The sequence below is a fragment of the Streptomyces sp. NPDC086787 genome (genome assembly GCF_044745865.1).
GTDB lineage: Bacteria > Actinomycetota > Actinomycetes > Streptomycetales > Streptomycetaceae > Streptomyces.
On sequence record NZ_JBIVBC010000008.1, the window covers coordinates 224,603 to 238,479 of the forward strand.

Consider the following 13,877-nt stretch of genomic DNA (forward strand, 5'->3'; position numbering starts at 1 on the left):
CCTACCCAGAAGAATGTTCCTTCACGGATGGGCGAAACCACGAGCCTAACAATTCAACGGCCGAAGGGGGAGGACATAAGCCATCAGAATTACGTCAACGCAGGTCAGAGATGGTGCCCGGGGAGCGCGTCAGTCGGCGTGGCAGCCGAGCAGCTCGGCCGTCGTCCCCTTGGCCGTCGTGCGGAGCGTGACGACCTTGTCGATGCGCGTGGCCGGTCCGGAGAAGCGGAAGTCCGCGCGGCCCACCTCCGAGCCGTCCTCGCCCTGGGAGCGCACGGTGCAGTAGCCGCCCGCACCGGCGTCCTTGTGGACCTCCAGATGCACGTCGACCGCGTCGGCGGACGCCTTGAAGGTGATCACCTGGGCGCTGATCTCGTTCTGCCCGACGTAGTGGTAGCCGAGATACCCGACCAGCACCAGCAGGCCCGCGCCGAGGACGGCCCCGGCGGCCTTGAGCCTGCGGTCCGCGTGCTCGTCCGAGGAACGGCCGTAGCGCCCCTCGGGCAGCCGCGTGCTCGCCGTACTCATGATCGTCCTCCGGCCCCGGAATTATTCGCCCCGCGATTCGGTCACTATAGAAGCCGCCGATCGCCACCGAAGCCACGGGGCGCCGACTGACGAGGATATGAGTCTTGACTGACCAGCTGCGACTGATGGCCGTTCACGCGCACCCCGACGACGAGTCGAGCAAGGGCGCGGCGACGATGGCGAAGTACGTGTCCGAGGGGGTGGACGTGCTGGTCGTGACCTGCACGGGCGGTGAGCGCGGCTCCATCCTCAACCCGAAGCTGCAGGGCGACACGTACATCGAGGAGCACATCCACGAGGTGCGCAAGAAGGAGATGGACGAGGCCCGGGAGATCCTCGGCGTCAAGCAGGAGTGGCTCGGCTTCGTCGACTCGGGCCTGCCCGAGGGCGACCCGCTGCCCCCGCTGCCGGAGGGCTGTTTCGCGCTGGAGGACATCGACAAGGCGGCCGGCGAGCTGGTGCGGCAGATCCGCTCCTTCCGTCCCCAGGTGATCACCACCTATGACGAGAACGGCGGCTACCCGCACCCCGACCACATCATGACCCACAAGATCTCCATGGTGGCGTTCGAGGGCGCGTCGGACACCGAGAAGTACCCGGAATCCGAGTTCGGCACCGCCTACCAGCCGCTGAAGCTCTACTACAACCAGGGCTTCAACCGTCCGCGCACGGAGGCGCTGCACAACGCGATGCTGGAGCGCGGCATGGAGTCGCCGTACGGCGAGTGGCTCAAGCGCTGGGACGAGTTCCAGCGCGCCGAGCGCACGCTCACCACCCACGTCCCGTGCGCCGACTTTTACGAGATCCGTGACAAGGCGCTGATCGCCCACGCCACGCAGATCGACCCCGACGGGGGCTGGTTCAGGGTGCCCATGGAGCTCCAGAAGCAGGTCTGGCCCACCGAGGAGTACGAGCTGGCGAAGTCCCTCGTCGACACTTCCCTCCCCGAGGACGACCTCTTCGCGGGCATCCGCGACAATGCCTGACATGAGCGCGAGCCTGGCACTGACACACCTCGTCCCCCTCGCCAAGGAGGTCGACGAGAACAAGGTCACCCCCGGCGTCCTCGGCTTCATCGTCTTCGCGGTGATGGCCCTGGCCGTGTGGGGGCTGATGAAGTCCATGAACAAGCACATGCGGAAGGTCGACTTCGAGCAGACCCCGGACCCGGCGGACGCCGCCGCGGCCGACCGGAAGCCCTGACGCGACCGCTCCCGGCGCGACCGCCCCTGACGTCGCCGCCCGCGATGCCCACCCACGCGGAGGACGAGGCGACGTCAGGGGTGTGAGTCCGACATGTCCTGAAAGGGCCATTCAGGGCCCCGACTCCCGCGACCGCCCTCCGGTCAGGGACGGGGAGCCGGCATCCACCGCGTCAGCAGTGATGTCGTACAGCCCGGTCGCCCCCACCTTCTGCACCACCCCCTGAGCGCCACGAGCCCTGCTGGGCAAGGGGGTTGATCAGCCTGGCCCGTCCGCACACGATGTCCCCATGCGGATACTGATGCCCCTGCCCGACCTCGACTTCGACGTCACCGAGGTGGCCGTTCCCTGGCAGACGCTCACCGAGGCCGGCCATGAGGTGGTCATCGCGACGGAGCGCCGGGGAGTCACCCCCGCCGCCGACCCGAAACTGCTGGACGGGGTCCTCTTCGGCAGGCTCGGCGCCGAGCCGGAGCCCAAGCGGTTGTACCGCCGTATGGTGGCCGACCCGCGCTTTCGCGGTGCTGTGGCCTGGCAGGATCTCGTGGCCGCCGACTACGACGGTCTGCTGCTGGCCGGGGGCCACGCCCGCGGAATGCGGCAGTACCTGGGATCGGCGGCACTACAACTGAAGGTCGCCGAATTCTGGCAGCTGGGCCGGCCGGTCGCGGCGATCTGCCACGGACCGCTGGTCCTCGCCCGCGCACAGGACCCGGCCACCGGCCGCAGCGTGCTTCACGGGCGCCGCACCACCTGTCTGCCCAAGTACCTGGAGCGATCCGCCTATCTGCTGACGGCCTGGCGCCTCGGCCGCTACTACCGCACCTACCCGGCCTACGTCGAGGACGAGATCACCGCCGCCCTCGCCTCGCCCGCCGACTTCCGGCGCGGCCCGCGCACGCTGTCACGACGGGACACCGCAACCGACCACCGCCCGGCCTTCGTCGTCGAGGACGGCAACTACCTCTCGGCCCGCTGGCCCGGCGACGCCCACCTCTTCGCGACACGGTTCCTCACCATGCTGGAGAAGGCCGCCCTTACCTGACAACCGTCCCGGCGCCCCTGTGGGGCACGGACCCGTTCAGTCCCTCACCGTGCTCCAGTCCTGGCTGTGCGGCGTCGCCCGGTGTCCGGTCGCGGCGGCGGCCGGCGCGTCGGCGGAGGTATGCGTGACGAGGGGCGCGGCGAGCAGGAGGGCGGCGAGGGCGAGGAGGGCGGCACGGGCGGTGGCCAGGGTGACGGCGCGGAACATCGGGGGCCCTTTCTGAGCACATGAGGGACTGGCAGTCCGAACACCGCTGACTATAGGAAGGGCTGATTTCGATTCCTTATCGCTGCGGCAACCCTCGGACCGGCGGGGCGGCGACGGCGGCCGGGCCGTGTCCTGGCAGGTCGGGTGCCGGGTCGGGCCGCGTGGGCAGGGACGCCAGGACGGAGTCGGCTCGCCGGATCCAGGACGGCGAGTCCGCGCGTTCGAACGCGGAACGCGCCTGAAGGCCCATCGCGTGGGCCTCGTCGGGGCGCCCGGTGCGACCGTACGCCTCGCTCAGCGCCAGCCGGATACGGCCCTCGACCAGGGGGCTGCCGAGGGCTTCGAGCGGGGCGAGTCCGTCCTCCAGCTCTCGTGCCGCGCGAACGGGTTCGTCGGCACCGAGATGGGCTTCGCCCAGTCCCAGCAACGCGTAGGCGATGCCCAGGAGGTCGTGCTTGGCCCGGACGATGCGCAGGACTTCCTGGAGTGCCGCCTCTGCCTGCCGCCAGCGGCCGGCCGCCAGGTAGACGCGCGCGAGACGGTGTACCGCCTGGGCCGTGCCGCGGTTCTCGCCGACGCCGCGGGCGATCGCCACCGCCCGCTCGCTCAGCTCCAGTCCGGCCGCCAACTCGTCCCGGTCCAGGGCGAGCTGGGCCAGGTTGTTGAGCGCGTGCGCCTCCGCCGAGACGTCGCCGCACTCGTGGAGGACCACGCACGAGGACCGCAGCCGTCGTTCGGCCTGCTGCGGGCGGTTCCAGTGCCGGTCGATCGTCGCCATCCTGGCGTTCGCCAGGGCCCAGCCGTGCCTCTCGCCGGTCTCCTCGAACAGTTCCAGCGCCGGGCGGAGGTAGCTCTCGGCCTCCTCCATACGCACCTGCTGCACCAGCAGCGAGCCGATCTCGGAGAGCATCGCGGCCTCACCCCGGCGGTTGCCGCAGGCCCGGGTCGCGGCCAGCGCGTGATCGCAGCCGGCCCGCCAGTCGTCGGGGTAGTGGTGGGTCTCGCACAGCACGCCGATCGAGAGCGCCAGATCCCAGGCCAGTTCCTCCAGCCCCGGTTCCCGTGCCGGAGCGGCGGAGGTTTCCGGAACGCTGGAGGCCGGTTGGGCGGCTCGCCGCTCCCCGGCGAGCCGGGAGGCGTGTTCGATCACGGCGAGGATCGAGAGCCGTTCGGCCTCGAACCACTCCAGCGGCTCGGTGATCAGCTCGTCCAGGAGGTCCGGGTCCATGGGGGGACGCGGGGTGCGCCCGTGGATCAGCGAGAAGTCGCCGCCGTACTCGCGCCGGTGGGCCACCTCCGCGATGGTGAGCCAGCCGGCCAGGGCCCGGTCGAGGGCCGTGGTCTGTGCCGCCTGGTCCGGCTCCCGCTGGGCCAGTTCCCGGGCGAACAGACGCAGCAGGTCGTGGAAGCGGAAACGCATCCGGCCGGTGACGTCCTGACCGACGACGGTCAGCAGCTGTGCGTCGACCAGCACCTCCAGGAGCCGTTCGGCCTCGTAGGCGTCGCAGTCCATGAGTGCCGCCGCGACCCATGCGGCGAAGTGCGGCACCTCCAGCAGCCCGAGTCTTCGGTACAGGGTCGCCGCGTCGCCGGGCAGGTGCCGGTAGCTCAGCGCGAAACTCGCCCTGACCCGGGCCTCACCGCTGCTCAGTTCGTCCAGTCGGCGACTCTCGTCGGTCAGTCGGCTGACGAGCTGCCGCACCGACCAGTGGGGGCGCGAGGCCAGCCGGGCCGCGGAGATCCGCAGTGCCAGGGGAAGCCCGTCGCAGAGTTCGGCCAGCCGCAGGGACTGGGCCGGCTCGATGGTCAGCCGTTCGTCGCCGACCATCCGGGAGAGCAGATCGGTTGCCTCCTCCTGGTTCAGCACGTCGAGCTGGAGGCGCAGCGCGCCGTGCCGGAGGGTGAGCTGTTCGAGCGGTTCCCGGCCGGTGACCACGACGGTGCAGCCACCGGTGGCCGGGAGCAGGGGCTGGATCTGGGCGTAGGACAGCACGTTGTCCAGCAGCAGCAACAGCCGGCGCCCCGACAGCAGACTGCGGTAGAGCGAGACCCGGTCCTCCATGTCGGCCGGGATCTGTTCCCCGGGGACGCCGAGGCGGCGCAGGAACCGGCTCAGGACGTCACTCGGCGCGGTCGGCGAGTGGTCGGGGTCGTGGCCGCATAGGTCCACGTAGAGGCGGCCGTCGGGGAAGAGCCGGGCGGCGCGGTGCGCCCAGTGCACCGCCAGGCCGGTCTTGCCGATGCCCGCGATGCCGGTGATGAGTGCCATCGCGGGAGGCTCGTCGTCGGCGCGCGGGGTGAGTTCCAGGTCGAGCCGGGCCAGTTCGCCGTCCCTGCCGATGAAGGACGGGACGTTGGGCGGCAGGTCGGAGGGCGGCGGGACGAGTCCTCGCTGCTGGGCGGCTCCGGGGAGCGGCCCAGCCGGGAGCTGGTGCGGGACGGGCTCACGGGGTGCGGGAACGGAGGGCGCGGCGGACCCGGTGTGCCGGGGTGCGGCGTACTGGAGGGAGTCCTTCGCCGGTGACCGGGACGCGGGCACACCCGGCCCGGGCACGGCTGGTGCCCGAGGCCCGGCCGAGGCCTGGGCCGGGGCGGTTGGCAGGGCACCGGGAACGTCGTCGTTGAGGATCGCCTGGTGCAGCTCGTGCAGTGCCGGTCCGGGTTCCAGGCCCAGCTCGTCGATGGAGTGGCGGCGCCCCTCGCGGAAGGTCTCCAGGGCTTCCGCTCGCAGCCCGGCCCGGTACTGCGCCAGCATGAGAGCGCGGCGCGAGTGCTCGCGCAGCGGGTGCTCCCTGACCAGCGCCGTGAGTTGGGGGATGAGTTCCTGGTGCTTGCCCAGTTCCAGCTGGAGCAGCGCGAACTCGTCGTAGACCAGCCGCCGCCGCTCCTCCAGACGGGCGGCGGCGTCCTCGACCTCGCGCCCGTGCACGCCCGGCAGCACGGGGCCCTGCCAGAGGCCGAGCGCGCGCCGGTAGCCGTCGGCGGCGTCGGCGGTGTTTCCCGTCCGTGCCTCTTCCGCGGCGCGGGTGGTGAGGGCCTCGAAGTCCAGCAGGTCCAGACGGTGCCCGTCGGTCGAGAGCCGGTAGCCGGGGTGGGCGGTGCGGATGACCTCGTCCGCCTCCCCCTCCGCCTTGAACGCCTTGCGCAGCGCGGCGATGCAGATGGCGATCTGGGTACGGGCGGTGGCGGGCGGACTGCCCTGCCAGACGGCCTCGACGAGCTTGTCGACCGACACGATCCGGTTCGCGTGCAGCAGCAATACGGACAGGATGGTGCGCTGGCGCGAACCCCGGACGGCGACGGGCAGCCCGGCCGCGCTGACGCGTAGAGGCCCGAGAACGTCGAATGACAAGGGCACCTGAACCGCCCCCCGATGCAGCGCCTCATGCTTCCGAGCGGCGGCGGCCGCTCCAGCGGATCATGGTACCCAACGGAGGTTCCAGTGGAAGAGCTGTGGAGGTTTTCCGGAGAGGCTGACGGGATACCGGCGCGATAGGTATGTGATGCGGCGGTTCCCTAGGTTGCGCGGGGGTGCCGGGGGCGCCGGGCTCCCCGGAGGACGGTCCAGGTGGAGTGTCCCGGAGTACGAGGGGAAAACGCCCATGGAGATCCGCATTCTCGGGCCCGTCAGAGTCGTCACCGAAGGCCGCACGGACAACGCTCTCGGGGGCAGCAAGCAGCGCACGGTGCTGGCCGCGCTTCTGCTGGCCGGCGGCAAGGTGGTGCCGGACGCCCGGCTCAGCCGCCTGCTGTGGGAGGACCGTCCGCCGACCACGGCCACGGCCCAACTGCACACCTACGCCTCGCGCATCCGCCGCAACCTGGACGGAGCCGTCGCCCTGGTGCGCATCCGGTCCGGCTACCAGCTGGACGCCGGATCGGTCGGTTCCGATCTGAGCCGCTTCCGGCAGCTCTCCGGTGAGGGGCATCGAGCGCTGCGGGCAGGCGACTTCGGCGGGGCGGCCCGCGATCTGCGGGCGGCGCTCGCGCAGTGGCGCGGTGAGGCTCTGGCGGACGCGAGCGAGCAGTTGGCGGCGACCGAGCGGCCGCAGCTGGAGGAACGGCGCCTGGAGGCGGAGGAGGCTCTCATCGAGGCGGGGCTCTGCCTGGGGCAGCACCGCCGTCTGGTGGCGGACCTGACCGCCCTCGTCGCCCAGCATCCCCTGCGGGAGCGGTTCCGGGCGCAGTTGATGACGGCGCTGTACCGGTCGGACCGGCAGTCGGAGGCGCTGACGACCTATGTCGACGGGCGCCGGTTGCTGGCCGAACACATGGGGGTGGAGCCGGGGCGGCTGCTGAGCCGTACGCACCAGGCGGTGCTCTCCGGCGATGCCGCGCTGCGGCACCGGCTCGCCTCCTGAGCTGCCCGGCCCACCCGGCCCCGCCCGCAGCCCCGCCCGGGACAGGCCCTCCGCCGACTGGCGCAGGGCCTGTCCCGGGCGTGCGCGCCCGTGCCCCTCAGGCCCCGAAGGGTGTCAGCGGGTGGCCGCCGCGGTGGCGGTCGAGGAGTTCGGCGAGGAGACGTGCCCGTGCGTCCGCGGCCGGCTCGGAGTCCAGAAGGCGGGCCAGCACCTCGTTCAGCGCGGCGCGTACCCACACCTCGCCGGTCCGGGGCCACAGCGTGAGGCTCGCCGCGCCCGCGTAGACCAGTTGGTAGCCGCGCACCAGCTCGCCGTCCGCGGGTGCGGCCTCCGCGAGCCGCCAGTGGAGCTGGTCGGCGGCGGTGACGAGTTCCTTCGCCGGGCCGATGACGGAGCTCGGGGCGCCGTCCCGCTCCAGGCGGCCGAGCAGTGCGGGCAGCTGCTGGACCAGGCTGCATCCCCGGCGTGAACTGCCCGCCAGAGCGTGGATGTCCACGGCGCCGGGTGGCCCGCCGATGTCCGCCGCCTCCGCGAGCCCGGTGCTGTCGGTCGTCCCGGCCGCGAAGCCCCGCACCAGTCTGGGGAACTGGGCGGTGAGCAGCCCGGCGGCGGCGCTCGGTTCCGTACGCTCGGCGGATCCCAGTTCTGCCAGGGCCGATGTGACGAGGGTGGTGGCGAGGCCCGCGGTGACGGCTGAGACGACGCTCAGTTCGGCGGTCAGGCCGTGGATCGCCCGGCTGCCGAGGAGGGCGGCCGCCTCGGTGGCCGCCAGCAGGGCCGCGGCACCCGCCAGGCGCGGTGGTGCGACGGTCCCGTCGGCGACGACCGCGGCGGCTTCGCGCAGTGCTCGGTCGCCGGTGGCCAGGGGCAGCGCGGTCGCCAGGATCGTGGTCACCTGGCAGCCCTGGGCGCCCAGTGCCGTGGCATCGCCGTATGTGAACGCGTGCGGCAGGCCGGTGGCCGCGACCGGGTCTTCCCCGGCCCGCGCCCGCCAGCTCCGGAACAGCGCCTCGTAGTCGGTGTGCTGGATATGGGCGTCCTCGACGCTCATGGGAGGTTCCCCTCTCGTGCAAGGGACTTTGCGGACCCGCCCCACGGGCGAAGGGCCGGAAACCCGGGGAGGCGGGGTCCGGCCCTTGCGCTCGCGCGGTCGGACGCGGGCGGGACGGGTGCGGGTCCGGGCAACCGTCCCGCCCGCGGTGCGTCACCCGCGCCGCGGCGAGAGGCTCTTCACGTTGGCGCGGTTGGGCTGGATGTGGACCGTGCTGCCGACGCTCTTCGTGTACTGGGCGGCCAGGGCCGCGATGTAGGAGTCGTTCGGGTAGTAGGTGTTGCTGGAGGTGTCCAGGTAGAGGTAGGCCGGTTTGACGGCGCTGCCCGCGCCCGTGCCGGTGTCCGAGACGGCGGCCGCGAAGTCCACCGCGCCGTCCGCGTTCCCGTTCAGATAGCTGTCGTTGCCGTCCTTGCTGAGGATGTAGCCGTTGACGGTCTGGCGGACGGCCTCCTGGGCCGCGGTGAACCGGGAGTCCGGCGGGATGGTGGCGACGTACACCGTCACGAATCCGTTGGAGTTGCTTCCGCTGGTGTCCGCGTAGTACTTGCGCAGCTGCTGGGCGAGCGCCGCCAGGCGGTTCTCCAGGTCCGGCGCGGCCGTTCCGGCCAGGAGGTCGGAGGTGCCGGTGGAGATGAGCACGGTGCGCACGTTGCTCTGGGCCAGGACGTGGGCGTCGAGCGGGTTGCCGGCGTTGCCCGGATTGGGCTGGTTCGCCACCACGGGCAGCAGGTTGCTGGACGTGGTCCAGTTGTCCTGGCCTTCGGAGACGACCGCGTAGGGCAGGGTGCCGCCGTTGGCCGAGGAGACCCGGTCGGCGATGACGTCGGCCAGGTGATGTGCCCCGTCGGGAGTCACGGTGTCGGAGTTGACGGTGTGGTCGCCGTACAGGACCAGGGCGCCGGTCGTGTTGCCGCCGCTGGTCACGTCCACCGCGGTGAGCCAGTCGACGTTGTCCATGGACGAGGTGAAGTTGGCCGCGGTGGTGTCCATGGTGGCGTCGACGCCGGCGGCCGAGTACCAGCTGGTGGTCTTCGCGTTGGTGTGGCCGACCGCGTCGGCGGTGCCGGCGCTCAGGTGCAGCGAGACGAGCAGCGTCTGCCGCTGTTCGACGGTCAGTGTCACCGGGTCGCTGGTGACGTCGCCGCCCGCCGGGATGGTGACGGACGTGCTGCCCTTGAACCTGGCCTCCACCGGTGTGCCCGTGGGCACCGCGGACCTGGCCGCCGACTGGAGTGCCGCGGTGACGTGGTCGAAGCCGATCGGCGCGGTGCCGAGGGCGTTGGACAGGTGCAGACGCACCTGGCTGCCGCCGAGGCTGAGCCGGACTGCCATCCGGACGCTGCGGTCGGCGAAGTCACCGAGGTGGGCGTCCTGCCGCGCGCCGAAGCTGGCGGTCCAGTTCTGGGACATGCCGCTGTCGGTGTAGGAGGCGGGCCGGATGCCGACCGTCATGATGTGCAGGGCCGGGCTGCCGTAGGAGACGCCGTTCGAGACGACCGGCAGGGTGACCGACGCGATCGCCGCGCCGGGGCAGGCCAGCGGCACCGACACCGCGTACATCCGCGGATTGCTGGTGTCCTGGGTGCCGTTGTAGAAGTTGCGGTGCTTCATCTGGAGTGCCGCGGCCGTGGCGGGGCCCCGGACCCAGTCGGGCATCGAGTCGATCGTGTAGCCCTGCGTGGAGTTGCCGTAGCAGGGGGTGGCGTAGGTGATCGTTCCGCTCGCGCCGTCGATGTCGCCGTTGGTGCCGAATCCCAGGAAGACCAGGGCGTTGCCGGAGTTGGCGGCTCCGGTGAGCGACGACAGGTCGATGGTCTGGCCGCCCGCGGCGATGTTGTCCGGCTTGCCGGTCTGGTACGCGGGCAGGGTCATCGGCGCGCCGTTGACGGTGACCGAGGCGCCGGGCTTCCAGCCCGCCGCGGTCAGGTCGCCGGCGGAGAGGGTGGCCGGGGAGACGTCGTCGTCGGCGCCGTATCCGGCGGAGGCGCCGTTGCCGTCAGGGCTGATGGCGGTGTTGTTCTGGCACTGGCTCAGGTCGGTGATGGTGCAGCGGGCCGGGGTGGGGGCGATCCGCAGGACGTCGAGGCCCCACTGGTATCCGCCCGAGGAGCTGTTCTTGCCGGAGACGGCCACGGTCAGGGTGTGCAGGCCGGCGCTCAGCATCATGGGGGCACCGGAGGAGTCCTTCGGCACGCCGAAGTCGCGGTAGACGGTGGAGACCTGGGCGGCGTACGCGTCGATGCCGCTGGCCAGGGTCCACGCGTGCGAGGTGCCCTTGTCCAGGACCAGGTCGTACTGGCCGTAGTCGTAGGACCGGGTCAGGTTGGCGCCGATGCCGTAGCTGTCGGTGCGGGGGACCCAGAAGCTGAGCGTCGCGGTGTCGCCCTGGGCGACGGCGCCGCCGCCGTCGGAGAGCATGGCCTGCTTGCCGTCGGCGAAGAACACGTTGCAGCAGTTGTTCTGGGTGATCAGCGTGGCCTTGTTGCCCACGGTGGCGGTGGCCGCCGGGACGGCCGCGGTGTTGCCGTTGCACGTGTTGACCGCGCAGCCGTTGATCAGCTGGTCGCCATAGGCGTAGCTGGGAGTGGTGACTCCGGCGTAGAAGAGGTCCACGCTCTCGCCGGAGGTGTGCCCGGCCTGGTCGACGGCCTTGGCGAAGATCCGGTGCGGACCGGCGGTCTTGGGTGTGAGGGTGGCGCGGGCGGGCGCGTTGACCTTCACTGCGCCGGTGCCGTTGCCGTTGTCGGCGGTCAGCCAGTAGACCTTGCCCGCTGCGGGCGTTCCGCTGCCGGTCCAGGTGGGAGGCGGCGAGGCGGCGTTGTAGACGGTGCTGCCGAGGTCACCGTCCATGCTGAAGATGTAGCCCTTGACGTTGTCGGTCAGGTCGTTGGTGAAGTCGAAGCCGCCGACGTCGCTGAGTGAGGCTCCGTACATCTTCGCGGGGAACTGCGGGGAGGACACCGTGGGAGGGTTCGGGGCCTGGGTGTCCACCTTGAACACCTGCCATCCCGTCCACGCGGAGGACATGTCGCCCTGCTGCGATTCGGAGACGGCGCGCCAGGCATAGGTGTTGCCGTCGGTCAGGGCCGCGCCGTTGTAGGTGAACGCGGCGCCGGTCGAGCTGTAGGCGGAGTACATGCCGGTCTTCACGGAGGTGGTGGCGGCGCCGTTCGCCCAGTTCGACAGCTCGTAGCCGGTGCGGACGTTCTCACCGTCGCTGTCCGTGCCGAGGGCCTTCATCGTGGGGTTGCCGGAGGTGGCGAAGGTGGTGCCGCCGTCGGTCACCGTCGGGCTGGTGGAGCAGCAGCTGTTGATGGTGGGGGCGCGGAAGTAGGTGACCGACCACTTGGTCCTGCTGGGATCGATCCGCTTCCACTGGTAGGTGTCGCCTTCGTCGGCGGCGTCCACCTCCAGGTCGCGTCGTCCGCCGCCGGCCGCGGTCTGGGCGGCGGAGGTCACGGTGAAGTCGACGGTTCCCTGGGGACAGCCGGAGCTGGAGTGGTGACCGATGCAGGACTTGACCTCGGTCACGTAGGTCGAGGGCGACGAACTGGTGGGCTTGTTGGACCAGCTCAGGTTGCTCGGGAAGTCCGGGTCGAGCCAGATCTGGGTCGGCTCGGCGGCGGAGTTGGCGGCCCAGGTGAAGTACGGGTAGAAGTGCGCGTCGGTGACCTTGGCGCCCTGGAAGCCGCTGGCGTTCATCTCGAAGTACGCGCGCCCGACCGAGCCGCACCAGCTGCCGCAGCCGCTCCAGTTGTTGAGGCCGAGCGGCGCGTCGTCGCCGCTGGTCCACTTGCCGCCGTTGGAGTTGATGGCCGCCCAGGCGGAGACGCTCGGGTTGCCGCTCCAGGCGGGGTCTACGTAGAGCGGGAAGGTGAGCGACTTCGCGGACTTCAGGAAGGCGCCCGGCGCCAGGGTGAGATGCGCCTTGTCGAGCTTCGCGGGCATCGTGGTGACGTGCGCGTGGGAGCCGGGCCGGCGGAAGTCCGACCGGGTGGGATCGCCGGCCGGAGCCTTGGCCGTACCGGCGGCGGGGGCGGCGACCGCGGCCCGGTCGGCGCTGCGGACGGAGGCGGCGGGGACGCGGGCGCCGGGTACCGGGCGGGTGGCGTGCCGCGGAGGGGTGGTGCCGGGCACGGCGGCACTGGAGTCCCAGACCAGGGGGCGGTCGGCACGGAAGACGGTGGTGCCGGCGGAGTCGGTCGCGGTGGCCGATCCGTCCGCTCCCTGGCGGAGGGTCAGACCGACGGTCCTGGTGCCGAGTTTCAGCGAGGCGAGCTTCGGGTTGGCGGCGGCGGCCGGGGTCTTGACGACGAGCACCTCGCCGAAGCCGTCCCGGCGGGCGGTCATGGCGAGGTCGACGCCCGGCAGAACCTCGCGGTAGGTCGCGGTGTCGCCGGAGACCACGGGGGTGGGGAGAGCGGTCGGCCAGGTCAGGGCGACCTGCTTGCCGTCCCGCGCCATACGCACCAGAGGGGCGGTGCCGCCGCCGGAGAACTCGATGTCGGCGATGTCCGCCCTGGCGGCGAAGCCGCCGTCGGCGCGCTTGACCAGGCGGGTGTCGATGGCGACCCAGGAGCCGTTGTGGCGGGCGCGCACCGGCTCCGCGTTCTGGGTCATGGTGAAGGTGCCGTCGGGGTTGGCCACCGTCTGCGCGTTGTCGGTGGTGAGTCCGTCGACCACGACCGCCTTGCGGGTGTTCTTCGCCCGGGTCGTGGCGGCGTCCATCTGACCCGCGAGCTTCGGGGTGAGCGACTGGTCCGCGGCCGGGGATTTCCTCGGCGCGCTTGCGGCGCCGGTGCGCGGAGCGGTCGAGGGGTTCGGCGGACCGGTACGGGTGGGACCGCCCGACGGTGCCGTGGCGGACGACGGCACGGATGACGCCGGTGCCGACGACGCGGACGCCGACGGGGAGGCGGACGGGTTCGGGGCCGCCGCGAACGCGGTGCCGCCTGCGGTCAGGGCCAGACCCGCCCCCACCGAGGCGGCGAGCAGTGCCGCCAGAGTGCGCGAAGGTCTCGCGCCATCCGGGCGGGTCCTCGGAACTGATCTAGGCATGGCCGGGCACGGCCCCTTTCCTGCTTGCTGATTCCTGATGGCTTCGATTCGGAGATACGAGGGCCAGTCTGCGGGTCGGTTCTGCTGGAATCCTATATTTCTTCTGTCATTTTCCAGAAGGATTGGGCATGCTTCCTGGGGATTTATCGTCACTTCCTCACCCCCTTTTCAGGCGCGGTTATCGTGCGGTTATCGATCGCCCATCAATCCGGTAATAAAGTCGCCGCGCCGCTGCCTTGACGCGGCTTATTCGTCATTCGGAAGAAAAGGTGAATCGGTGTTTCTGGGGAGAATCGCCGGCCGCGCCTCGGGGGGAGGCGGGAGGCCACGGCCTGCCGCTCTCGCGCTGACGGGGGCCCTGCTGGCATCCATGCTCGGAGGGGCTTCGGGGGCGGTCGCCGTGCCCGCCCATCCGGCGAAG

General features: G+C 71.4%; 10 protein-coding genes. 5 read left to right on the forward strand and 5 right to left on the reverse strand.

Going from position 1 to position 13,877, the window contains the following annotated elements:
- Positions 1-129 precede the first annotated feature (129 nt).
- The gene (locus ACIPK3_RS21140; protein ID WP_402571751.1) at positions 130-528 is read right to left on the reverse strand and encodes a DUF4307 domain-containing protein; all 399 of its coding nucleotides are present in this window, start codon (positions 526-528) and stop codon (positions 130-132) included.
- 125 nt (positions 529-653) lie between these two features.
- Between ACIPK3_RS21140 and mca the strand changes: the two genes are divergently transcribed.
- The 3 genes from mca to ACIPK3_RS21155 all read left to right on the forward strand — a co-directional run bounded on the left by mca (position 654) and on the right by ACIPK3_RS21155 (position 2,776).
- Positions 654-1,514 (forward strand): mycothiol conjugate amidase Mca, encoded by an 861-nt coding sequence (mca, locus tag ACIPK3_RS21145; protein ID WP_402571880.1) that lies wholly within the window; start codon positions 654-656, stop codon positions 1,512-1,514.
- Positions 1,507-1,731 (forward strand): hypothetical protein, encoded by a 225-nt coding sequence (locus ACIPK3_RS21150; protein WP_402571753.1) that lies wholly within the window; start codon positions 1,507-1,509, stop codon positions 1,729-1,731. Before mca ends, ACIPK3_RS21150 begins: the two co-directional genes overlap by 8 nt.
- Before the next feature lie 289 nt (positions 1,732-2,020).
- Positions 2,021-2,776, forward strand: a complete 756-nt coding sequence (locus ACIPK3_RS21155; RefSeq protein ID WP_402571755.1) for a type 1 glutamine amidotransferase domain-containing protein — start codon at positions 2,021-2,023, stop codon at positions 2,774-2,776.
- A 36-nt stretch (positions 2,777-2,812) separates the two neighbouring features.
- Here the strand turns inward: ACIPK3_RS21155 and ACIPK3_RS21160 are convergent, their stop codons facing one another.
- Positions 2,813-2,983, reverse strand: a complete 171-nt coding sequence (locus ACIPK3_RS21160; RefSeq protein ID WP_402571757.1) for a hypothetical protein — start codon at positions 2,981-2,983, stop codon at positions 2,813-2,815.
- Between the two features lie 76 nt (positions 2,984-3,059).
- Positions 3,060-6,335, reverse strand: a complete 3,276-nt coding sequence (locus ACIPK3_RS21165) for an AfsR/SARP family transcriptional regulator (RefSeq protein ID WP_402571759.1) — start codon at positions 6,333-6,335, stop codon at positions 3,060-3,062.
- A gap of 250 nt (positions 6,336-6,585) precedes the next feature.
- Here ACIPK3_RS21165 and ACIPK3_RS21170 point away from each other — a divergent pair, with 250 nt between their 5' ends.
- Positions 6,586-7,344: a BTAD domain-containing putative transcriptional regulator gene (locus tag ACIPK3_RS21170; protein WP_402571761.1), complete on the forward strand. Its 759-nt coding sequence runs from the start codon at positions 6,586-6,588 to the stop codon at positions 7,342-7,344.
- Between the two features lie 97 nt (positions 7,345-7,441).
- On the opposite strand, the gene ACIPK3_RS21175 is transcribed toward ACIPK3_RS21170, so the two are convergent.
- Entirely contained in the window at positions 7,442-8,395 is a 954-nt protein-coding gene (locus tag ACIPK3_RS21175; RefSeq protein ID WP_402571763.1) for a hypothetical protein, read from the reverse strand.
- Between the two features lie 153 nt (positions 8,396-8,548).
- On the reverse strand, positions 8,549-13,126 hold the full coding sequence (locus ACIPK3_RS21180) for a hypothetical protein (RefSeq protein WP_402571765.1): 4,578 nt from the start codon (positions 13,124-13,126) through the stop codon (positions 8,549-8,551).
- A gap of 19 nt (positions 13,127-13,145) precedes the next feature.
- Between ACIPK3_RS21180 and ACIPK3_RS21185 the strand changes: the two genes are divergently transcribed.
- Positions 13,146-13,487 (forward strand): hypothetical protein, encoded by a 342-nt coding sequence (locus tag ACIPK3_RS21185; RefSeq protein WP_402571767.1) that lies wholly within the window; start codon positions 13,146-13,148, stop codon positions 13,485-13,487.
- Positions 13,488-13,877: the final 390 nt, after the last annotated feature.